This is a genomic window from Arthrobacter sp. E1SS-5, assembly GCF_057073715.1.
Map to the genome: position 1 here is coordinate 992,021 of NZ_CP172703.1, position 20,568 is coordinate 1,012,588.

Here is a 20,568-nt window from a genome sequence, read left to right on the forward strand (position 1 = left end):
CATGACCGCCACGCAGCAGCAGTCGGACAGTAAGTCCGTCCATGGGGAAGTGACCGGCATCCGCCCCGCCGGGGACCGGGCCATCCTGGTTGAGCTCTCGTCCCTTGATGCCGTGCTCAGCCTCCAGGGCCAGCTCACCGCCCACCCGCAGCCGGGCCAGATCGACGTCATCGCCGCCGCAGCCACCATCCTGGTGACCGCGGATTCGCCGCAGGCTGTCCGGGGACTGGCCGCCCACGTTCGCAGCCTCGACCTTGACGCGCCTGCTGAGATCGAGAGCGCGCTGGTCACCATCGACGTGGTGTACGACGGCGACGACCTGGAGGAGGTGGCGTCGCTCACCGGCCTGGGCTGCGAGGCAGTGGTGGCCGCCCACACGGGCCAGCTTTGGACTGCTGCCTTTGCCGGCTTCGCGCCGGGCTTCGCGTACCTCACCGGTGAGAACCCCAGCTTGGAGGTTCCCCGCCGCCGGTCACCGCGGACCGCCGTGCCCGCGGGCGCCGTTGCTTTGGGAGGCGCCTACTCGGCGGTCTACCCCCGGCAGTCGCCGGGCGGTTGGCAGCTGATCGGCCGCACCGATGCCGTGATGTGGGACCTTGGCCGGGAGAACCCCGCCCTGATCCGCCCCGGGGATACCGTCAGGTTCAATGCCGTCCGGGCGCAGGCAGCCGTGAGGGCCGCGTCCCAGGCGACCGGTGTGGAAGCAGCCACCAGGCAAAATGACGCGGACGCACCGGGCGCGGGCCTCATCGTCCGCAAGCCGGGGCTCCAGGCCACCGTCCAGGACCTGGGCCGCCCCGGCTTCGCGTCCTTGGGAGTCAGCAGCGCCGGTGCCATGGACCGCGGGGCACTGCGCCGCGCCAACCGCCTGGTGGGTAACGCCGAACGCGCTGCCGGGATCGAGCTCCTCTTCGGCGGACTCGAGCTGGAAGCCCTCACAGACCAGGTCCTCGCTGTGACCGGAGCAGAGGTCCCACTGGAGATCACGCCTGGTACCAAGGCAGAACCCACGACGGCGGCACGGCACCCCGCGTGCGACGCCCCCTTCGCGCTGCTGGCCGGCGAGAAGCTCACAATCGGAAACGCGACGAGGGGACTCCGCTCGTACCTGGGCGTCCGCGGCGGAATCGGGGGACCCGATGCACTGGGCAGCCGTTCCACGGACACCATGTCGGGAGTTGGCCCCGAACCGCTTCAGTCCGGCACCGTCCTGCCCGTGCAGGTCGCGAAGCCCGGCAGCGTGGTGGGCCACCCGGAAGTGTCTCCCCTCCCGCACCAGGACCAGGCCACCGTGCTGCGCGTGGTCCCGGGACCACGGCAGGACTGGTTCAGCAACGGCACCCTGCAGGACTTCCTCAAGCAGGAGTGGACCGTCACGCCGCAGTCCAACCGGATTGGCCTGCGACTGACGGGCCAGGCGCTGACCCGCACCCGGGACGGCGAACTGTCCAGCGAAGGAACCGTCCGCGGCGCTGTCCAGGTGCCGCCCGAAGGCCAGCCCGTGCTCTTCCTCTCCGACCACCCGGTCACCGGCGGGTATCCGGTGATTGCCGTCGTCGTCCACGCGGACCTGGACAAGGCCGCCCAACTTCCCCCTGGCAGCTCCGTGCGGTTCGCCGCTGCAGCGCCTCCGGCAGAACTGCCCGAAACACTTAAGGAAACCTCCCATGCGTAAAGTCCTCATCGCCAACCGCGGCGAAATCGCCGTCCGGATCGCGCGGGCCTGCGACGATGCAGGCCTGGAAAGCGTGGCCGTCTACGCGGATCCCGACGCCGACGCGCTCCACGTCCAAGCCGCCACTGAAGCCTATGCGCTGGCAGGATCCAAGCCCCAGGAAACCTACCTGGACATCGAAAAGATCCTCGCAGTAGCCCAAAAGAGCGGCGCCGACGCCGTCCACCCCGGCTACGGCTTCCTGTCCGAAAACGCAGCCTTCGCCCAGGCCGTGATGGACGCCGGCCTGACCTGGATCGGACCCTCCCCGGAGACCATCCGGCTGCTCGGCGACAAGGTCAGTGCCCGCGAGGTGGCGGTCCGCGCCGGCGCCCCGCTGGCACCTGGCAGTGACGGCCCCGTGGACAGCGCCGAAGAGGTGCGCGCCTTCGCCGAACAGGTGGGCCTGCCCGTGGCCATCAAGGCTGCCTTCGGCGGCGGCGGTCGCGGCCTCAAGGTGGTCCGGAACCCGGCCGACATCGAGGAAAGCTTCGACTCCGCGGTACGCGAATCCCTGGCCGCCTTTGGCCGCAGCGAATGCTACGTGGAGAAGTTCCTGGACCGGCCGCGCCACGTGGAGGCCCAGGTCATCGCGGACACGCACGGCAACGTGGTGGTGGTGGGCACCCGCGACTGCTCGCTGCAGCGCCGCCACCAGAAACTCGTGGAAGAGGCCCCCGCGCCCTTCCTCACCCCCGAACAGCGGGCCGAAATCCATGCCTCCGCCAAGGCCATCTGCCGGGAGGCCGGCTACGTCGGCGCGGGCACGGTGGAGTACCTGCTGGACGGCAGCGGCTTCCTGAGCTTCCTGGAGGTCAACACCCGCCTGCAGGTGGAGCATCCCATCACCGAGGAGACCTCGGGCGTGGACCTGGTGGCGGCCCAGCTGGCCATCGCGGCGGGGGAGAAGCTCCCCGTCCTGGAGGATCCGGAACCCCGCGGCCACGCCTTCGAGTTCCGCATCAACGCCGAGGATCCGGGCCGCGGCTTCCTGCCGTCCCCGGGCGCGGTCACCGGGTTTGAGGTGCCCAATGGTCCCGGAATCCGCCTGGACACCGGAGTCCGCGCCGGCTCCGTGGTACCCGGACAATTCGATTCCCTGCTGGCCAAGCTGGTGGTCACCGGGGCCGACCGGCAGCAAGCCCTCCGCCGGGCCCGCCGCGCCCTGCGCGAGTTCCGGATCGGCGGCCTGGCCACCGTGCTGCCCTTCCATCGCGCCGTGGTGGACGCCCCCGACTTCACTGGCACGGACACCCTGGGCGTCTACACCACCTGGATCGAGAACGAATTCACCACCGCCCTCGACGCGGACCCTGCGTTCAGCCCCGCCGCTCCCGAAGAGCCCCGCCGGACCATCGGCATCGAGGTGGACGGCAAACGGATGGAGCTGGGGCTGCCCAAGGCGCTCCTGGACTCCCTGCTGGACGGCGGCGGCCGGCGGGCTGCGGACGCTTCGGAGCACCACGCTGAGGCCCAGGCAGAGAAGAACGACGGCGACCTGCTGGCAACCATGGCCGGCACCGTGGTCAAGTGGTTGGCTGCGCCCGGGTCCAGTGTGGAGGAAGGCGAGACGGTGCTGGTGCTCGAAGCCATGAAGATGGAGACCGCCGTCGCCGCACACCGTGCCGGCACGCTGGGGGAGCAGTTCGCTGCGGCGGGAGACTCCGTGGCGCCCGGCCAGGTGCTCGCCACCATCGGGTGAGCCCGACGGTCCGCAGCCGGGTAACCGCGAAAAGCGGGACGGTCTGCCGGGGAGCACTGGCACTTTCGGGCAGGCCCGGGCCGATATCGTGGTGCCATGACGTTTGACGAGGTACTGGCCGATCTCCAAGCCCAGGCCAGGACCACCAAGCATGCCGAAACGGGCCTCTGGGTGGCCGCCCAGCTCCGCAGCCGTATCGAGGCCGGCCTGCTCAAGCCCGGTTCCAAGCTCGCAGAGGAAGCCCTCCGCGAGGCCCTCGGCGTGTCGCGGAATACCCTGCGTGAGGCGTTCACCGCGCTGCACGCCGAGCACATCGTCACCCGCATCCCCAACCGCGGCGTCTTCGTGGCCCACCCCACCGCGGACGACATCCGCGAGATCTACCGGGTGCGCCGCTTCCTGGAGCCCGCCGCGGTGCTGTGGTCCGGCGAGACCTCCATTGAGCCGCTGCCGGCCATCATCAAGGCCGCCAGGGCCGCCGCCGCGGAAGGGGATATTCCCGGCATGGCCGGGGCCAACCAGCATTTCCACCGTGCCATCGTGGACCGCGCCGGCAGCGAACGGCTCAACAGCCTGATGGACCAGGTCCTGGCCGAGATGCGCCTGGTGTTCCACTCCATGGCCGCCAACCCGGCTTTCCACGAGCCCTACGTGGAGGACAACGCGCACATCGTGGAACTCCTGGAGGCGGGGGACAAAGCCGCGGCAGCGGACTTCCTGGCCACCTATCTGGACCGCGCCGAGGCCCAGCTGCTGGACGCCGTCGGCCGCTAACCCTCCCTCCCCAGAAGGGGTTGCAGGATTGTTGAACAAAAAGCTATGCTTTAGATCACACCGTTGTTCTGCAGCTCACACAAGCCTGCAGTCCCAACGCAACCGGGGCTCCCGCCCCTCGGCGCCGTCACCCCAACGACCAACCGCACAGACGCGCCGGCCCCCACTTTGAAAGACCCGTTACGGGTCCCCTGGGAAGGGATAGTCATGCTTGTACTCATCGGGGTGCTGCTGGTGATCGTTGGCTTCGCCATCCGCCTGAACCCCCTGATTGTCGTCACCGTCGCCGGCATCGTCACCGCACTGCTGGGCGGCATGAACCCCGCGCAGATCCTCGACGCGTTCGGCACCGGCTTTGCCAGCAGCCGCTCGGTCACCATCTTCGTGGCGGTGCTGCCGGTGGTGGGCATCATCGAATTCTTCGGGCTGCAGGAGCAGGCCAAGGTGCTCATCGGCCGCCTGGCCAAGCTGACCGCGGGCCGAGTGCTCATCGGTTACCTGGCCGTCCGCCAGATCACCGCCGCCGTGGGCCTGAACAGCATCGGCGGCCACGCCCAGACCGTCCGCCCGCTGGTGTTCCCCATGGCCGAGGGCGCCGCGCTGCGCCGCTACGGACACGTGCCGGAAAAGATCAGCGAGAAGATCAAGGGCCACTCCGCCGGCGCGGACAACGTAGGCGTGTTCTTCGGCGAGGACGTGTTCGTCGCCGTCGGCTCCATCCTGCTGATCACCACGTTCGTTGACACCACGTACCACCTCCACCTGGAGCCGCTCCAGCTGGCCCTGTGGGCCATCCCCACCGCCATCGCAGCGTTCCTCATCCACGGCTTCCGGCTCCTGCGCCTGGACAAGCAGCTGGACAAGGAATACCGCGAGTACGAGCTCACCGCCCCGAAGGAAGCCGCAGGAGAAGCCAAATGATCAATGTTGAAGCCGTCTACTGGCTGATCGGCATTCTGTTCGTCGCCTGGGCATCACTGATTGCCGCCGACGCCAACCACCCCCGCCGCTGGGGCAGCTCCGCCTTCTGGGGCATTCTGGGCCTGTGCTTCTTCTACAGCACCTGGGTCCAGGCGGGCACCGCACCGGGCTGGATCCTGGGCGTCGCCGTCCTGGTCCTGGTGGTGCTGGCCTCCACCGGCCTGCTGGGCCACGGCAAGCCCCGCACCTCCACCGGCCCCGAGCGTGAGTCCTACGCCAAGCGCTTCGGCAACAAGCTGTTCATCCCGGCCCTGACGCTGCCGCTGGTCACCGTGATCCTGGTGCTGGCCGCGCCCGTGCTGAACATCGGCGGCACCCCGCTGCTCGACCCCAAGAACACCACGCTGGTGGCCCTGGCCATTGGCGCCGTGGCCGCCGTCGTCGTCGCCCTTTTGATTCTGAAGCCGAAGAACCCGGCCACTCCCATCTTCGAAAGCCGCCGCATCCTCGAGTCCATCGGCTGGGCGGCGCTGCTGCCGCAGATGCTCACCACGCTGGGCATCCTCTTCACCAAGGCCGGCGTGGGAACCGCGGTGGGCAACCTGGCTTCCGGGCTGCTGCCCAAGGGCTCGCTGATCGCCGGCGTGCTGGTCTACTGCATCGGCATGTTCCTCTTCACCGTGCTGATGGGCAACGGCTTTGCCGCCTTCCCGATCATGACCGCGGCCATCGGCTGGCCGGTGCTGGTGCAGACCTTCCACGGCGACCCCGCAATCATCTTCGCCATCGGCATGCTCGCGGGCTTCTGCGGCACGCTCTGCACGCCCATGGCTGCCAACTTCAACCTGGTGCCGTCCGCGCTGCTGGAAATGAAGAACAAGTACGGCGTCATCACGGCGCAGGTGGGCACAGCCATCCCGCTGCTGGCGGTCAACGTCGCACTGATGTACTTCCTGGCCTTCCACTAACCCTGCCTTCCAAAGGAGCATGATGGACAACGATCTTCGCGTACAGGCGGCACCGGACTACGCGGCCGTGGTGCTGGGCAACCTCTCCGAGCCTTTCCCGCACTCCGCGCACCACACCCAGGTTTCCGCCGGGGACCGCCCCACCCCCGAGCAGATCCACCCCGCGTTCTACACCTCCTTCGACTGGCACTCCTGCGTGCACATGCACTGGCTGGGAGCCAGCCTGCTGGGCGGCACCCCCGGGTCACCCCTTGGTGGAGCTGCTCCAGAGGGAGCGTCCGACGGCGGCGCGGCACCCTGGGTGGACGGCCCCACCGAGGCATCGCTGAGGGAAGCGGTGGGCGCCAACCTGACGCCGGCCAAGCTGGCGGTGGAGCGGGACTATCTGCTGGCCAACCCCTCTTGGGAGCGGCCGTACGGCTGGGCGTGGCTGATGCGGCTGGCCGCGACGTGCTCCGCGTCTTCAGATCCTCAGTTGCGTGGGTGGGGCACCGCACTGGAGCCACTGGTGGATGCCGTGGCCGACCTCAGCGCCGCGTGGATGGCCAAGGCACAGTACCCGGTTCGGCATGGGCTGCACACCAATGCAGCCTTCGGTGTGGGCTACATGCTGGACGCGTTCCGCTCGCTGGGCCGCTCCGATGCCGCGAAGGCGTGCGAGGAAGCGGCCCGCACCTGGTTCGGAAACGACCGGGGCTGGCCGGGAGACTGGGAGCTCAGCGGCCAGGACTTCCTCTCCGCAGGACTCAGCGAGGCGGACCTGATGCGCCGCGTGCTGACCGCTGATGAGTTCGCCGCCTGGTTCGCAGCGTTCCTTCCGGAGCTTTCCGCGGAGTCGCGGATCCTGCAGCCGGTCAGTGTTACGGATGAAACCGACGGCTACCTGGTACACCTGCACGGGCTGAACCTGACCCGCGCCGGACAGGTGGCACGGATCATCGCCACGCTTCGGGAATCCGGCAGCCCGGAGGCGTCCGCCGCTGCGGCTGTACTGAACGAGGCGCTGGACCCGCTGCTGAAGGCCGGGCTTCACGGGCTGGAGAGCGGCGACTTCATGTCCACCCACTGGCTGGCCAGCTTCGCGTGGGACGCGCTGGGATCCGTGGCGGCTTTGGACTGAATTTCCTTTACGACGCCAACGGCCCCCTCGAGACGGAGCAGTCATACTCCGTTCCGAGGGGGCCGTTTGTGCATCCGGGAGTGCCGCCGCGTTAGTCTTGCTGCACCACGCCGGAGGGCGTGACCTGGGAGCAGCGGGCAGGGTCGTAATGAGCTGACTGTCCGCCCGCGAGCCAGAGGAAGCCGATGCGCCAGAACGCCAGCACCTGCCCGTCAGACCCTGCGCCGGCAGGAAAACCCGCCACGCCCAGGCCTCGGAGGAAGCGGACCAGGCATCCGCGGCTGGCGGTGGGGGACAGGGTCCGTTTCGCCGAAGGAACCCTGGCCGGCACCGGCGTGGTGGATGCGGTGACCTCCGACTGCTCCATCATCTGGGTGTGGACCGACGAGGGCCAGGGCCGGCGGATGTTCCTGCAGGGCTACGGCAGCATCGTGTCCGCGCTTTCGGACGGGGCTGAGGAACCGGAGGACGTCCCAGCCGCCTGCTGACAGTTAGCCGCCGAGCCGTTCCCGCTGTTCCGCGGCATGTTGCCTGCGCCGTTCGTCTGCCTGGAGGATGCCGTCGCGCACTGCGGCGCGGACCACGCCGTACAGGATGTAGAAGAAGATCGCTCCGAAGAGCGCAAACAGGACAAGCCCAGTCAGGTCACCCATCACTGCTCCTCCTCCGGCCAGTACGGCTGAACGGACGCCGCGGCGCTCCGCAAGGCGCCGCCGTCGAGCATGAGGGACGTTTCCTCCAGGCCGAAATCCGTCCACTGGGCAACCAGACGGAGATCCCCGGCCGGGGGAAGCGGCCACAGCCAGAGGGTGCCGCTGCCGGAGAACTCTTCATCGCCCCCGCCGCCACCGCCGCCGTTCAGGGCGAGGACGGGAGGTTCCGGGTTGGTGCCCGGTTCCATCAATCCGTAGGGTAGCTGGCTGCCGGTGCTGGCCTTTGAACCGTCGGGGAATTCGACGCCGAACAGGAGTCCGCTCTGCCTCCCGCTGCCGCCGCGAAAACCCCTGCCCTGATGAAAGAACAGGTGCTGCAGTTCGGCCCAGTCCTCCTCCGTCTGGTCCGCCCTGCGGAAGACCCAGGACAGGTTGAACAGGCAGCCAGTGGAGAAGACTTCGGCGCTTTTGAGCGCCACGACGATACTGGGAGTCCGGCTCACGAACTTGCCAAGGTGGACAACAGCCGGCACTTCATAAGCGGGTGCGGCTACCCAGGGCGGCGGGACGTGCCTGGTGTTCCGGGGCCGGGGCGGCAGGGGAGGGACGGGAAAGTCCTGGAAGAAAGTCATCGGTGGTCCTTGGGTCCGCTGGCTGCGACCGACCAGGCAAAACAGCGGCGCCACCGCCCTGGATCCCCCAATCCGTCCTTGCCCGGCCAGTCTAGCGGGATGGGTCAGGGCCTGGTGGCCTCCTCGAGGATTTCCAGCAGGTGGCGGTACGAGTGGCCGGTCGCCTTGGACATTCCCAGCTCGCAGGTGCGGTTGGTGGAGGCGTAGGCGTCGAACTCCCGCTCGTTGATCTCGCGTGCCTGCCGGTCGGTGGCGGAGTCCGTCAGTTCCGGATGGAGCAGGCCGCGGTCGCCCGCGAATGCGCAGCAACCCCAGTTCAGCGGCACGAACACGTCGTCCGTCACCGCCCCGGCGATCTCGAGCAGGGCCGGGTTTGTCCCCAGCTGGGTGGACGAGCACGTGGGGTGCAGGGCGATGGAACCCAGCGGCGCGGTCACCGTGAGCCGGCCCAGAACGTGCTGGTGCACGAACTCCACCGAGTCCACAAAGCGCAGCCCGGCGTACCGCTCTTCGCCCGCAGCCGCAAGGCGCTTCATGGTGTCCAGGCCTTCCGTGCAAGAGGCGGCATCGCACACCACCGGCAGCTTGCCCCGGCCGCTGGCCTCGTAAAGCCCGTCCAGGACCTTGGCGGCCATGGCGTCGTAGCCCTGGGAGAAGCCCTTGGACTTCCACGGCGTGCCGCAGCACAGGCTCTCGATGCCTTCCGGAACGGTCACCCGCACACCGGCGCGCTCACAGAGGTCCAGGAAGGCCTGGGCCGAGCCCTTCCCGGCGCCTTCCGCGGCATCCGCCGGGCCGAACATCGTGCCGATGCAGGCGGGGAAGAACACGGCGATGCTGTCCGGGGCCGGCCGGGCGCTGCGCCTGGAACCGCCGCCGGGCAGTACGGCGGTGTAGGCGGGCACCGTTTCCGTCCCCAGCAGGGCGCGGCCGACGGCGGTGGCGGCCTTAGGCAGCGGCGCCGGCAGGGCCTTGGCTACCGTCAGGGCCAGCCCGCCGCCGGCGGTCACGGCGCCCCAATTTTCGGCGGCCTTGTTCCAGCCCGCCGCGGCGAGCGTGTTGGCGTTTTCCTTGCGCAGCCGCCGCACCAGGTCCCCGGTGTTGATCAGCACCGGGCAGGCGGTGACGCACATGCCGTCCGCCGCGCAGGTCTGCACGCCGTCGTAGTCGTAGTCCTTGCGCAGGTTGGCGGCGAGGGCGTGGTCGCCGCGTTGCTCGGCGGCAGCAATGTCGCGCCGAAGCACGATGCGTTGGCGCGGAGTAAGCGTGATGTCCTTGCTGGGGCACACCGGTTCGCAGTACCCGCACTCGACGCAGCGGTCCACTTCCTCCTCGACGGTGGGGGCCACTTTGAGGTTCTCGATGTAGGAGAGGGGCTCATCCGCGAGCAGCACGCCCGGGTTCAGGAGGTTGGGCGGGTCGATCAGCCGCTTGATTTCCTGCATCACTGCATAGAGCTCATCGCCATACTGGCGGCGGACGAAAGGCGCCATGATGCGGCCGGTGCCGTGCTCGGCCTTGAGTGAACCGCCCGCGCCAAGGACCAGGTCCACCATCTCGTCGGTAAAGGCCTGGTAGCGCAGCAGCTGGGCCGGATCGTCGAAGCGCTCGTTGAGCATGAAGTGGACGTTTCCGTCCTTGGCGTGCCCGAAAATCACCGATTCCTTGTATTGGTGTTCGTGGAAGAGCCGCGTCAGTTCGCCGCAGGTGCCGGCGAGGGCGGGAACCGGCACCACGATGTCCTCCAGCAGCGCATTAGTTCCCGACGGGCGGGCGCCGGCCACGGCCGTGTACAGGCCTTTGCGCACGTGCCAAAGGGCAGCCCGGTCTTTCGGGTCCGAGGTGAGCCCGAAGGGTGTGGCCAGGTCCAGCGAATCGAACAGCTGCTGCGAGCCTGCCCGCTTGCCGGACAGCTCGGCGGCGTCCGAGCCCTGGTGTTCCACCAGCAGTGCGGCATGTTCCCGGACCGGCAGGGTGCTGATGGCGGCGGGGGCGTCAGCGGCAGCCTGGGCCACCTTCAGCGCGGCCGCGTCCATGAGTTCAATGGTGGCGAGGCCGGTGGACACCAGGTCCGGCAGGGCTCCCATCGCCGCGTCGAGGGTGTTGAAGACCAGCAGCCCGGTGGCGACGGCGGGTTTGACCTCGACGGTGCGGAAGACAGCCTCCGCCACGAAGCCGAGGGTTCCCTCGCTGCCGATCATGAGGTGCATCAGGATGTCCACGGGACGTTCGTAGTCCAGGAAGGAGTTCACACCGTAGCCCATGGTGTTCTTCATCGAGAACAGTGAACGGATGATGCGGACGGACTCGTCGTTCCCCACCACCCGGCGGCGCAGCCTCAGCAGCCCCTCGTGGAGGTCCGGCTCCAGCTCACGCAACCTCCGGTCGGCGTCCGCATCAGCGGTGTCGATAACCGTGCCCGAGGGCAGCACCAGCACCATTGATTCCAGCGTCCGGTAGGTGTTGAACTCGGTGCCGCACGCCATCCCGGAGGAATTGTTGGCGATGACACCGCCCACGGTGCAGGCGATTTCGGAGGCAGGGTCCGGGCCGAGCTTGCGTCCAAACGCGGCCAGCCGGGCATTGACGCTGCGCACCGTGGCGCCGGGCTGCACGCGCACCCGGGCGCCGCCGTCGAGCACCTCAACGCCGCGGAAATGCTGGCGGGTGTTGATCAGCAGGCTGTCGCTCAGGGCCTGGCCGGACAGGCTGGTGCCGCCGGACCGAAAGGTGGCGGGAAGACCGAGCTCCCGGCTGCGCCGCAGCAGGGCGCCGACGCCGGCAGCATCGCGTGGAGTGGCCACCCCCTGCGGGACCAGGAGGTAGTGCGAGGCGTCGTGGGCCATGGCCTGGCGGTCCAGGTCCCGCGTGCTGACGGAATCCAGCTCCAGCTGGTCGATGGGTGTTCCGGCTCCTGCCGTTGCGGTTCGCATGCGTAACTCCAAAAAAACTTAGCTGATGGTGTGGGGCTGGGGCGGCTTGGCGTCCCCGGCCCGCTGGTAGAACCATTCGATGTGTTCGCGCAGCAGGCGCGCGGCGAGCTCGCCGTCGCGGGACTGGACGGCATCGAAGATTCCGTGGTGTTGGGTGCGCAGGACTTCCAGGACGTCCGGCCAGTCCTCCATGGCGTCCATGGATCCCTTGACATAGTCGACGATCGAACCGCTGAGGGACTCCATGATGGTGGCCATCACCTCGTTGCCCGCAAGCGAACTCAATGCCACGTGGAACCGGGCATCCAGCTCGTGGAAGGTTGCCCGGTCCAGCTGGGACTGGTCCATGGCCTCCAGCAGCTGGGCTGCCTGTTTCCGTTCCGCGTCGCCGCCTTCGCGTGCGGCGCCGGTACGGGCAGTCCAGGTTTCCAGGAGGATGCGGGTCTGGACGATGTCCTCGACCGGCAGGCGGTTGCTGGCAACGTGCAGCCGAAGCGCTGAGGAGAGCCCCGCGGACGGATCGGAAACCACGATGGCACCGGAGGTGGGGCCGGAGCCCACCGAGCTGCGGACCACGCCCATGGCGTCGAGGATGCGGATGGCTTCGCGGACGGACGCCCTGGAGATTCCGTAGTTTTCCGCCAGGGTCCGTTCGCCCGGGAGCCGGTCGCCGACCTTGATCTTGCCGGCCCGCAGGTCCGCTTCAATGTCCTTCAGCAGTGCGTCGTGGGTTCGACGGCGGGGGGCTGATCCGGCTGCGGCGGTTGTCACGGGCGATCCTCTGGGTGGGGGAGTGCGGGCCGCGGCGGACCCGCACTCCGGTTTTGCGCGGGCAATGGACCGCGGCTACTGGCTAGGGGAGCATCCAGCCCAGGACTGGGGTGGACTGCAGGTAGACGATGGTGCACAGCACCAGGAGCAACCCCACGCTCCATCCGACTACCTTACGCAGAAGGACCGATTCCTGGCCGTCGAGGTTGACGGCGGTGGCGGCGATGGCGAGGTTCTGCGGGCTGATGAGTTTGCCCACCACCCCGCCGGCGGTGTTGCCGGCCACCAGCAGGTTCGGGTCGATGCCTGCATTCACGCCGGCGGTCTGCTGCAGCTTGGCAAACAGTGCGTTGGCGGAGGTGTCCGAACCGGTCACGGCAGTGCCCAGCCAGCCGAGCACGGGGGAGAGGAACGCGAAGAAGCTCCCGGTGCCGGCCAGCCACACGCCGATCGAGACCGTCTGTCCGGAGTTGTTCATGACGTAGGCAAGGGCAAGCACCGTGATGATGGTCAGGCCGGCCCAGCGCATCTTGAAGATGGTCCGACCGATTTCGGCCACGGCATTGCCCACGGTCATGGGGAAGCGTCCGTGGTCATCGAAGCGGGCGTAGACGACAGCGACAATCAGGCCGGTGATCAGCAGGAGGGTGCCGGGGCTGGACAGCCACTGGAAGACGTAGACCGTGGAGGAGAGGGGCTTGCCGTCGGCGCCCACCAGCGCGTCGTGGAGGATCGGCCAGGGGACCTTGACGTCCGTGGCGGCGAGGGCTGCGGGGAGGTCGACGCCGATTTTCCAGAGTTTGGCGATGCCGAACACCAGGATGACCAGGAAGTAGGGGAACAGGGCGAGCCAGGTGCGCGCGGGGGTGAGGCGTTCGCCGTCGGCAGCTTCCACGGTGGCCACGCTGCCAGAAGCGGCGCTCCGCGCACCGTGGTTGCCCGGCGTTCCGGCGTCGGCAACGGCCTCCGCGGCCACGCCCAGCCGGTCGCGTGCTGCTGCGGTGCCCCGGGGCTTCCACATCCGGAAGAACAGGACAGCAGCGCCCAGGCCCACCAGTGAGGCCATGATGTCCGTGAGTTCGTACGAGAAGAAGTTGGAGCAGAGGAATTGCGCTGCGGCGAAGGAGAATCCAACCACCAATGCGGCAGGCCAGCAGTCCTTCAGGCCTTTGCGACCGTCCAGGATGAAGAGCAGGATCAGCGGGACGAAGGTTGCCAGCAGCGGTGCCTGGCGGCCCACCATGGCGCCGATGTCCGTCGCGTGCAGGCCGGTGAGCCCGGCGGCGGTGGTGATCGGGATGGCCATGGCGCCGAAGGCGACGGGAGCGGTGTTGGCCACCAGCACGGCGGCGGCGGCCCGCAGCGGGGGAAGGCCGAGGGCCAACAGCATGGTGGCGGTGATGGCCACCGGCGCGCCGAACCCGGCAAGGGCTTCGAGCAGGCCGCCGAAGCAGAAGGCGATCAGGACACCCTGCAGGCGGACGTCGCCGCCGCCGATGACGTCGAAGACCCGGCGGAGGTCTTCAAAGCGGCCGCTGAGCACCGTCACCTGGTACAGCCAGACGGCCATGACCACGATCCACAGTACGGGGAAGGCTCCGAACACGCCGCCCTGGGTTGCGGACAGGAGCGCCAGGCCGGCGGGCATCTTGAACGCCAGGATGCCCACCACCAGGGCCACCAGCAGGGCAAACCCGCCGGCCACGTGGGCTTTGGTCTTGGCGACGGCGAGCAGGAGAAAGAAGGTCAGCAGCGGCAGCAGGGCGACGATGGCCGACCAGGCGACGCTGTTCAGCACCGGGTCAGTGCTGGGGGTGAAGTGGTCCACAGAGTTCCTCCACGTTGAGGGTGTTGGGGGTGTGTTTGGTCAGACCACAATGGTCCGACCACGGAAGTGTAGCCCACAATTCCTCCGGCCTGTGAGCCGCTTCACCATCCAGGCCAGGGTTGTAAGTGGCTGGCGTCACGTGGTCTACTGTGGTCAGACCATAGAAACCAATTCCCCTATTCCCGGAAGGCCGCCATGAGAATTGCCTTGTTCGCCACCTGCATCGTGGACGCGATGTACCCGGCCACGGCGAAGGCCACCGTCAGGATTTTGGAGCGCCTGGGACACGAGGTGGTGTTCCCCGGGGGCCAGGCCTGCTGCGGCCAGATGCACGTCAACAGCGGCTACCTCAAGGAAGCCGTCCCCGTGGTGGCCAACCACGTGGCCGCCTTCGACACCGCGGACTACGACGTCGCCGTCGCCCCGTCCGGTTCCTGCGTTGCCTCGGTCAAGCACCAGCACCCCATGGTGGCCCGCTCCTGCGGCGACACCGCGCTCGAAGCCCGCGCCACCGCCGTCGGAGCCAAAACCTACGAACTGTCCGAACTGCTGGTGGACGTGCTGGGCGTAACCGATGCCGGCGCCCAGCTGGGCTCCTACTTCCCGCACCGGGTCACCTACCACCCCAGCTGCCACGGCATGCGCCTGCTGAGGCTCGGGGACAGGCAGTCCCGCCTGCTGCGGACCGTGCAGGGGATTGACCTCGCAGACCTGCCCGAGGCGGATCAGTGCTGCGGCTTCGGCGGCACGTTCTCCATGAAGAACGCCGATGTCTCCTCGGCCATGCTTCAGGACAAGGCGGCCAACGTCGAGGCCACCGGCGCCGAGCTCTGCACCGGCGGGGACGCCTCCTGCCTGATGCACATCGGCGGCGGCCTGTCCCGCCAGGGCAGCTCCACCACCACCCTCCACCTGGCGGAAATCCTCGCCAGCACCATGGAAGAACCGGCGTCCGTCACCGGCGAAGTCCGTGTCTCTACCGGAAAGGCCCTCCGATGACCACCTTTTTGGGCATGCCCGCACTTCCGGCCTTCGGCTCGGGCAACCTGTTCGCAGGCGAATCCTTTCCCAAGTCGGCCCACCGAGAACTGGGCAACGCCCAGCTGCGGGCCAACCTTGGCCATGCCACGCACACCATCCGTGACAAGCGCCAGGCCGTGGTCTCCGAACTGCCCGACTGGGAGCAGCTGCGCGATGCCGGGTCCGCCATCAAGGAGTCGGTGATGGCCCGGCTGCCCGACCTGCTGGAGGAGTTCGAGAAAAACTTCAGCGCACGCGGCGGCGTGATCCACTGGGCCCGCGACGCCAGGGAGGCCAACGAGATCGTGGCCGGACTGGTCCGGGAGACCGGCGAAACTGAGGTGGTCAAGGTCAAATCCATGGCCACGCAGGAGATCGGGCTCAACGAGTACCTCGAGGAGCAGGGAATCGAGGCCTTCGAAACCGACCTCGCCGAGCTCATCGTCCAGCTGGACCACGACAAGCCCAGCCACATCCTGGTTCCGGCCATCCACAAGAACCGCACCGAAATCCGGGACATCTTCCTCCGCGAGATGCCGGGGGCCGATCCGGCACTCACCAACGATCCGCCTGTCCTGGCCATGGCGGCCCGCGAGCACCTGCGCCGCAAGTTCCTCACCGCCAAGGTTGCCGTGTCCGGGGCCAACTTCGCCCTGGCTGACTCCGGCACCCTGGCCGTCGTCGAATCCGAGGGCAACGGGCGCATGTGCCTCACCCTGCCGGAAACCCTGATCACGGTGATGGGCATCGAGAAGCTGCTGCCCACCCGGCAGGACCTGGAAGTGTTCATGCAGCTGCTCCCGCGCTCCTCCACGGGGGAGCGGATGAACCCGTACACCTCGCTGTGGACCGGCGTCATGGAGGGCGACGGGCCGCAGAACGTGCACCTGGTCCTCCTGGACAACGGCCGCAGCGCCGCGCTCGCGGATGAAATGGGCCGCTCCGCGCTGCACTGCATCCGCTGCAGCGCCTGCATGAACGTCTGCCCGGTGTACGAGCGGACCGGCGGGCACGCCTACGGCTCCACCTACCCCGGTCCCATCGGCGCCATCCTTTCCCCGTTGCTGACCGGCATCGAGGCGGAGGAAAACAACTCCCTGCCCTACGCCTCCTCCCTGTGCGGGGCCTGCTACGACGCCTGCCCGGTGAAAATCAATATCCCGGACATCCTGGTGCACCTGCGCAGCGTGGACGTGGACAGCAAGCGCGGGGCCAGGAAGGTCCCCAGCCAGATGGACGTGGGCATGAAGGCGGCGTCCTGGGCGCTGTCCTCCGGCAAGCACCTCGGCCTGGTGGAGAAGGGACTGCCGCTGGGCCGCCTCGCCGCCGGACGGGACAAGAAGATCAAGAAGCTGCCCGGCATCGCCGGCGGCTGGACCCAGAGCCGCGACATCCCGGCGCCCCCGGCCCAGTCCTTCCGGGACTGGTGGGCCAAGGAGCACAAGTCCGCCGCGCCGTCTCAAGCAGCGCCGTCCCGAGACGATAAGGAAACCCAGCAATGACCGCACGCGAAGACATCCTTGCCCGGATCCGCACAGCACTGCAGGACAGCCCCGAGGCGCCGCAGATCCCCAGAGAGTACCGGTCCGCGTCCGGGATGGGTGCGGACCAGCTGATCGAACTCCTGGTGGACCGGCTGGTGGACTACAAGGCGCAGGTGGCCGTGGTAGCCGAGGCCGAGGTGCCTGCCACGATCGCGTCGCTCCTTGAGGGGGCGCGCAGCTACGTGGTCCCCGAAGGGCTCGACGGCGGCTGGCTGGAAGGGATGGACGACGCCCGGTCCCGGCGCCGCGTGGATTCAGCGGGGGAGCCCCTCAGCGTCACAGACCTGGACGGGACCGACGCCGTGGTGACCGGCAGTGCCGTGGCCGTGGCCGAGACGGGAACCATCATCCTGGACGGCAGCGCCAACCAGGGCCGGCGGGCCATCAGCCTGGTCCCTGACCACCACATCTGTGTGGTGAAAGCCGCGGACATCGCCGGCATCCTGCCCGAGGCGCTGCGCCGGATCGACGGGACCCGGCCCATCACCATGATCAGCGGGCCGAGTGCCACCAGCGACATCGAGCTGGAACGCGTGGAGGGGGTCCACGGCCCGCGCAGGCTGGACGTCATCATTGCCCGCTAAAGTTCTGCCATGACCAATGATGCTCTGACCACTGCTGCCCTGCGGCCTGTCTACTTCCTGTCGGACAGTACCGGTATCACCGCGGAAACGCTGGGCAATACGCTGCTGACCCAGTTCCCGGTGGACAACTTCGACCGCGTCACCATTCCCTTCATCACCACCGAGGAGCAGGCCCGGTCCGTGGTGCGGACCATCGACAACCTGGCCGCCACCGGGCCGCAGCCGCTGGTCTTTTCCACCGCCGTGAGCAGCGAAATCCGGCAGATCCTGGCCGGCTGCAAGGGCGCCATGGTGGACCTGATCGGCACCCACGTGGGTGTGCTGGAGCAGGCGCTGGGCACCCCTGCCAGCGGTGAACCGGGCAGGGCGCACGGGCTGGGGAACGCCGCGCGCTACCAGTCCCGGATGGCGGCAGTGGAGTACGCCATGGAGCACGACGACGGCCAGAGCCTGCGTGCGCTGGAAAAGGCCCAGGTGATCCTGGTGGCCCCGTCCCGGTGCGGCAAGACGCCCACCACCATGTACCTGGCCCTGCAGCACGGGATCTTCGCCGCGAACTTCCCGCTGGTGGATGAGGACTTCCAGCGGGACGGGCTGCCCAAGCCGCTGCGGCCTTTCGTGTCGAAGTGTTTCGGCCTGTCCTCCAACCCGCTGCGCCTGAGCCAGATCCGCACCGAACGGCGCCCCAGCTCGCCGTATGCGTCCCTGCGGCAGTGCGGGTTTGAGCTGCGCAGCGCCGAGCAGCTGTACGTCTCGCACCGGATCCCGTATTTGAACTCGGCCACCGTCTCCGTGGAGGAGATGGCGGCCACAATCCTGCAGCGGATGAACCTGAAGCATTAGCCCCCAATTTCACAAACGTGGCGTAGCCCACATGATGTGGAAAGTCCGCTGCAGACCTGAAACTGTTAGCAGGGTTTTCCTTCCGGCCGGCACTACCGTGAGCGGCCGGCCATGCCTACGCCACCCTCTGCAAAGGAGCAGTAAACATGACGACAGACGTTCTGTGGTTCTCTGAACTCGGACTCAAGGACCTGGACAAGGTGGGCGGCAAGAACGCCTCCCTGGGCGAGATGGTCCAGAACCTGACGTCCGCCGGCGTCCAGGTCCCGGACGGCTTCGCCACCACGGCCGACGCCTACCGCCGGTTCCTGTCCGATTCCGGGCTGGACCAGAAGATCGCCGACCGCCTGGTGGGGCTGGACACCGATGACGTGACCGCCCTGGCCGCAGCCGGCCAGGAGATCCGGACCCTTGTTCGCGAGACGCCCTTCCTGCCGGACTTCGAGGCCCAGGTCCGCGAGGCCTACCAGCAGCTGGTGGACAAGCATGCCGGCTCCGAGGACCTGTCCTGGGCCGTCCGCTCCAGCGCCACTGCAGAGGATCTTCCCGATGCCTCCTTCGCCGGGCAGCAGGAAACCTTCCTGAACGTGCGCGGCATCGAGAACATCCTGCAGGCCATCAAGGACGTCTTCGCCTCGCTCTACAACGACCGCGCCATCGCCTACCGCGTGCACCACAAGTTTGAACACGCCGAAGTGGCACTCTCGGCGGGCATCCAACGCATGGTGCGTTCCGACGTCGGCGCTTCCGGCGTCATGTTCACCATGGACACCGAGTCCGGCTTCAAGGACGCCGTCTTCGTCACCTCCTCCTACGGGCTGGGCGAGGCAGTGGTGCAGGGCGCCGTGAACCCGGACGAGTTTTACGTCTACAAGCCCGCCCTGGAGGCAGGCCGCCCGGCGATCCTCAAACGCGGGCTGGGCGAGAAGGCCCTGCAGATGACGTACACCAACAGCAGCGAGATCGGCCGCACTATCGACTTCGTGCCCGTGGAAGAGTCCCAGCGCAAGCGCTTCAGCCTGACGGACGACGACGTGGAGCAGCTTGCGCGGCACGCCGTCGCCATTGAAAAGCATTACGGCCGTCCCATGGACATTGAGTGGGGCAAGGACGGGACCGACGGTGGCCTGTACATCCTGCAGGCCCGTCCGGAGACCGTGCAGTCCCGGCGCGCTCCCGGCAGCATGAGCCGGTTCCGTCTGAACGAAAGCGGGTCCGTGCTGGTGGAGGGCCGCGCCATCGGCCAGCGGATCGGCGCCGGCAAGGTCCGGATCCTCACCTCCATCGACCAGATGGCCTCGTTCCAGACCGGCGACGTGCTGGTGGCGGACATGACCGACCCCGACTGGGAACCGATCATGAAGCGCGCCTCCGCCATTGTCACCAACCGCGGCGGACGCACCTGCCACGCAGCCATCATCGCCCGCGAACTGGGGATCCCCGCCGTCGTCGGAACCGGGAACGCCACCGACGCCCTGTCCGACGGCCAGGAAGTCACCGTGTCCTGCGCCGACGGTGAGACCGGCGCCATCTACCAGGGCCTGCTGGACTTCAGCGTGGAGGAAACCGGGATCACCAACCTGCCCGAGGCGCCGGTGAAGGTGATGATGAACGTAGGCACCCCGGAGCAGGCGTTCACCTTCGCCCAGCTGCCCAACCACGGCGTGGGCCTGGCCCGGCTGGAGTTCATCATCAACCGGCAGATCGGTATCCACCCCAAGGCACTGCTGAACCTGGACAGCCAGCCGGAGGACGTGGCCGCCGAGATCCGTGAGCGGATCAGCGCCTACGCCAGCCCGCGCGAGTACTACATCAAGCGGCTGGCCGAGGGTGTGGCCACCATCGCCGCGGCGTTCGCGCCGGAGCCGGTGATCGTGCGCATGTCCGACTTCAAGTCCAACGAGTACGCCAACCTCATCGGCGGCCCCGCCTACGAGCCGCACGAAGAGAACCCGATGATCGGCTTCCGCGGCGCCTCCCGCTACCTGGAGCCGTCCTTCCGCGACTGCTTCGACCTTGAGTGCGAGGCCCTGTCCTTTGTCCGCAACGAGATGGGCCTGACCAACGTCAAGCTGATGATCCCCTTCGTGCGGACCCTGGACGAGGCGCAGGGCGTCATCGAACTGCTCGCCGAGAACGGCCTGCGCCGCGGCGAGAACGGCCTGGAAGTGATCATGATGTGCGAGCTGCCGTCCAACGCGCTGCTCGCCGACGAGTTCCTAGAGCACTTCGACGGCTTCTCCATCGGCTCCAACGACATGACGCAGCTGACCCTGGGCCTGGACCGCGACTCGGCAATCGTGGCCAACAGCTTCGACGAGCGGGATGCGGCCGTGAAGAAGCTGCTCAGCATGGCCATCAAGGCGTGCCGGGCCCGCAAAAAGTACGTCGGCATCTGCGGCCAGGGCCCCAGCGACCACCCCGACTTCGCCGAATGGCTGGTCCAGGAAGGCGTCAACTCCGTCTCGCTCAACCCGGACACCGTGGTGGACACCTGGATCCGGCTCGCCGGCGCGTCGGAGGAGACTCCGCGTGTTGCCGCTGCTGCCGGCGCATAGCAG

The 20,568-nt window shown here is 68.1% G+C and carries 17 protein-coding genes; 12 read left to right on the forward strand and 5 right to left on the reverse strand.

Features of this window, described 5'->3' with window-relative positions:
* Position 1: 1 nt before the first annotated feature.
* The 7 genes from ACIGJD_RS04695 to ACIGJD_RS04725 all read left to right on the forward strand — a co-directional run bounded on the left by ACIGJD_RS04695 (position 2) and on the right by ACIGJD_RS04725 (position 7,687).
* Complete coding sequence (locus tag ACIGJD_RS04695; protein ID WP_483688512.1) at positions 2-1,675, forward strand: 5-oxoprolinase subunit B/C family protein; 1,674 nt, start codon at positions 2-4, stop codon at positions 1,673-1,675.
* Positions 1,668-3,416, forward strand: a complete 1,749-nt coding sequence (locus tag ACIGJD_RS04700) for an acetyl/propionyl/methylcrotonyl-CoA carboxylase subunit alpha (RefSeq protein ID WP_483688513.1) — start codon at positions 1,668-1,670, stop codon at positions 3,414-3,416. Before ACIGJD_RS04695 ends, ACIGJD_RS04700 begins: the two co-directional genes overlap by 8 nt.
* Before the next feature lie 96 nt (positions 3,417-3,512).
* Positions 3,513-4,190 (forward strand): GntR family transcriptional regulator, encoded by a 678-nt coding sequence (locus ACIGJD_RS04705; protein WP_286402357.1) that lies wholly within the window; start codon positions 3,513-3,515, stop codon positions 4,188-4,190.
* A gap of 207 nt (positions 4,191-4,397) precedes the next feature.
* Positions 4,398-5,111, forward strand: a complete 714-nt coding sequence (locus tag ACIGJD_RS04710; RefSeq protein ID WP_142130864.1) for a DUF969 domain-containing protein — start codon at positions 4,398-4,400, stop codon at positions 5,109-5,111.
* Positions 5,108-6,079 carry a DUF979 domain-containing protein gene (locus ACIGJD_RS04715; RefSeq protein WP_483688514.1) on the forward strand — a complete coding sequence of 324 codons (972 nt, stop codon included), beginning with the start codon at positions 5,108-5,110 and terminating at the stop codon, positions 6,077-6,079. Before ACIGJD_RS04710 ends, ACIGJD_RS04715 begins: the two co-directional genes overlap by 4 nt.
* Before the next feature lie 22 nt (positions 6,080-6,101).
* The gene (locus tag ACIGJD_RS04720) at positions 6,102-7,199 is read left to right on the forward strand and encodes a DUF2891 family protein (RefSeq protein WP_483688515.1); all 1,098 of its coding nucleotides are present in this window, start codon (positions 6,102-6,104) and stop codon (positions 7,197-7,199) included.
* Positions 7,200-7,384: 185 nt separating this feature from the next.
* The gene (locus ACIGJD_RS04725; RefSeq protein WP_483688516.1) at positions 7,385-7,687 is read left to right on the forward strand and encodes a hypothetical protein; all 303 of its coding nucleotides are present in this window, start codon (positions 7,385-7,387) and stop codon (positions 7,685-7,687) included.
* Positions 7,688-7,690: 3 nt separating this feature from the next.
* Here ACIGJD_RS04725 and ACIGJD_RS04730 read toward each other — a convergent pair whose 3' ends face one another.
* The 5 genes from ACIGJD_RS04730 to ACIGJD_RS04750 all read right to left on the reverse strand — a co-directional run bounded on the left by ACIGJD_RS04730 (position 7,691) and on the right by ACIGJD_RS04750 (position 14,016).
* Entirely contained in the window at positions 7,691-7,852 is a 162-nt protein-coding gene (locus ACIGJD_RS04730) for a hypothetical protein (RefSeq protein WP_483688517.1), read from the reverse strand.
* Positions 7,852-8,484: a hypothetical protein gene (locus ACIGJD_RS04735; RefSeq protein WP_483688518.1), complete on the reverse strand. Its 633-nt coding sequence runs from the start codon at positions 8,482-8,484 to the stop codon at positions 7,852-7,854. Before ACIGJD_RS04735 ends, ACIGJD_RS04730 begins: the two co-directional genes overlap by 1 nt.
* 104 nt (positions 8,485-8,588) lie before the next feature.
* Positions 8,589-11,417, reverse strand: coding sequence for an FAD-binding and (Fe-S)-binding domain-containing protein (locus ACIGJD_RS04740; RefSeq protein WP_483688519.1), 2,829 nt, complete (start codon positions 11,415-11,417; stop codon positions 8,589-8,591).
* 18 nt (positions 11,418-11,435) lie between these two features.
* Entirely contained in the window at positions 11,436-12,188 is a 753-nt protein-coding gene (locus ACIGJD_RS04745; protein ID WP_483688520.1) for a FadR/GntR family transcriptional regulator, read from the reverse strand.
* Between the two features lie 82 nt (positions 12,189-12,270).
* Positions 12,271-14,016 (reverse strand): L-lactate permease, encoded by a 1,746-nt coding sequence (locus ACIGJD_RS04750; protein WP_483688521.1) that lies wholly within the window; start codon positions 14,014-14,016, stop codon positions 12,271-12,273.
* A 195-nt stretch (positions 14,017-14,211) separates the two neighbouring features.
* Between ACIGJD_RS04750 and ACIGJD_RS04755 the strand changes: the two genes are divergently transcribed.
* The 5 genes from ACIGJD_RS04755 to ppsA all read left to right on the forward strand — a co-directional run bounded on the left by ACIGJD_RS04755 (position 14,212) and on the right by ppsA (position 20,565).
* Positions 14,212-15,015 carry a (Fe-S)-binding protein gene (locus tag ACIGJD_RS04755; protein ID WP_286402377.1) on the forward strand — a complete coding sequence of 268 codons (804 nt, stop codon included), beginning with the start codon at positions 14,212-14,214 and terminating at the stop codon, positions 15,013-15,015.
* Entirely contained in the window at positions 15,012-16,538 is a 1,527-nt protein-coding gene (locus ACIGJD_RS04760) for a LutB/LldF family L-lactate oxidation iron-sulfur protein (RefSeq protein ID WP_483688522.1), read from the forward strand. Before ACIGJD_RS04755 ends, ACIGJD_RS04760 begins: the two co-directional genes overlap by 4 nt.
* Positions 16,535-17,164 carry a LutC/YkgG family protein gene (locus ACIGJD_RS04765; protein ID WP_483688523.1) on the forward strand — a complete coding sequence of 210 codons (630 nt, stop codon included), beginning with the start codon at positions 16,535-16,537 and terminating at the stop codon, positions 17,162-17,164. Before ACIGJD_RS04760 ends, ACIGJD_RS04765 begins: the two co-directional genes overlap by 4 nt.
* 9 nt (positions 17,165-17,173) lie before the next feature.
* Positions 17,174-18,007 carry a pyruvate, water dikinase regulatory protein gene (locus tag ACIGJD_RS04770; protein ID WP_286402382.1) on the forward strand — a complete coding sequence of 278 codons (834 nt, stop codon included), beginning with the start codon at positions 17,174-17,176 and terminating at the stop codon, positions 18,005-18,007.
* A 146-nt stretch (positions 18,008-18,153) separates the two neighbouring features.
* Positions 18,154-20,565: a phosphoenolpyruvate synthase gene (gene ppsA / locus ACIGJD_RS04775; RefSeq protein ID WP_483688524.1), complete on the forward strand. Its 2,412-nt coding sequence runs from the start codon at positions 18,154-18,156 to the stop codon at positions 20,563-20,565.
* The last annotated feature ends 3 nt before the right edge of the window (positions 20,566-20,568 follow it).

What these genes read in the sequence shown, in the direction of transcription:
- ACIGJD_RS04710 (WP_142130864.1), top strand. Translation starts at nt 4,398, where the DNA reads ATGCTTGTACTCATCGGGGTGCTGCTGGTGATCGTTGGCTTCGCCATC.
- ACIGJD_RS04695 (WP_483688512.1), top strand. Translation starts at nt 2, where the DNA reads ATGACCGCCACGCAGCAGCAGTCGGACAGTAAGTCCGTCCATGGGGAA.
- ACIGJD_RS04725 (WP_483688516.1), top strand. Translation starts at nt 7,385, where the DNA reads ATGCGCCAGAACGCCAGCACCTGCCCGTCAGACCCTGCGCCGGCAGGA.
- ACIGJD_RS04740 (WP_483688519.1), bottom strand. Translation starts at nt 11,417, where the DNA reads ATGCGAACCGCAACGGCAGGAGCCGGAACACCCATCGACCAGCTGGAG.
- ACIGJD_RS04755 (WP_286402377.1), top strand. Translation starts at nt 14,212, where the DNA reads ATGAGAATTGCCTTGTTCGCCACCTGCATCGTGGACGCGATGTACCCG.
- ACIGJD_RS04760 (WP_483688522.1), top strand. Translation starts at nt 15,012, where the DNA reads ATGACCACCTTTTTGGGCATGCCCGCACTTCCGGCCTTCGGCTCGGGC.
- ACIGJD_RS04705 (WP_286402357.1), top strand. Translation starts at nt 3,513, where the DNA reads ATGACGTTTGACGAGGTACTGGCCGATCTCCAAGCCCAGGCCAGGACC.
- ACIGJD_RS04720 (WP_483688515.1), top strand. Translation starts at nt 6,102, where the DNA reads ATGGACAACGATCTTCGCGTACAGGCGGCACCGGACTACGCGGCCGTG.
- ACIGJD_RS04730 (WP_483688517.1), bottom strand. Translation starts at nt 7,852, where the DNA reads ATGGGTGACCTGACTGGGCTTGTCCTGTTTGCGCTCTTCGGAGCGATC.
- ppsA (WP_483688524.1), top strand. Translation starts at nt 18,154, where the DNA reads ATGACGACAGACGTTCTGTGGTTCTCTGAACTCGGACTCAAGGACCTG.
- ACIGJD_RS04770 (WP_286402382.1), top strand. Translation starts at nt 17,174, where the DNA reads ATGACCAATGATGCTCTGACCACTGCTGCCCTGCGGCCTGTCTACTTC.
- ACIGJD_RS04765 (WP_483688523.1), top strand. Translation starts at nt 16,535, where the DNA reads ATGACCGCACGCGAAGACATCCTTGCCCGGATCCGCACAGCACTGCAG.
- ACIGJD_RS04700 (WP_483688513.1), top strand. Translation starts at nt 1,668, where the DNA reads ATGCGTAAAGTCCTCATCGCCAACCGCGGCGAAATCGCCGTCCGGATC.
- ACIGJD_RS04735 (WP_483688518.1), bottom strand. Translation starts at nt 8,484, where the DNA reads ATGACTTTCTTCCAGGACTTTCCCGTCCCTCCCCTGCCGCCCCGGCCC.
- ACIGJD_RS04715 (WP_483688514.1), top strand. Translation starts at nt 5,108, where the DNA reads ATGATCAATGTTGAAGCCGTCTACTGGCTGATCGGCATTCTGTTCGTC.